At 39.0% G+C, this 264-nt stretch carries 1 protein-coding gene; it reads right to left on the bottom strand.

Going from position 1 to position 264, the window contains the following annotated elements:
* Window positions 1–264, bottom strand: a 264-nt coding sequence (locus tag AAEY57_RS20220) for a hypothetical protein (RefSeq protein ID WP_350608688.1), incomplete at both ends; no start/stop codon positions are given.

Genomic DNA, 264 nt, shown 5'->3' with positions numbered 1-264 from the left:
CTCCCATGCAACTAACGGCTATCCCTTTTTTCCCCCAGATATTTATACCTCTTCTATCCATTTTTCGGTCTCGGTCTTGAGCTGCCGCATATTTTCTCATTAGACCTGTTCCATTTTCGTATAAAACAGCCTTATCAAAACCTTTATAGAAACCTGTCGAGTCAGTAGTACCTTGAAAATATTCCCAACCATTTCTAACTTCAGCTAATTCGCTAAAATTCCTTACGAAAAGGGGATCGTCATTGGTTGTAATACCTTTTACAC

This window comes from Pseudoalteromonas sp. MER144-MNA-CIBAN-0113, from assembly GCF_040308965.1.
GTDB classification, from domain to species: Bacteria; Pseudomonadota; Gammaproteobacteria; order Enterobacterales; family Alteromonadaceae; genus Pseudoalteromonas; species Pseudoalteromonas tetraodonis.
This window is presented reverse-complemented; position numbering and strand designations above follow the sequence as displayed.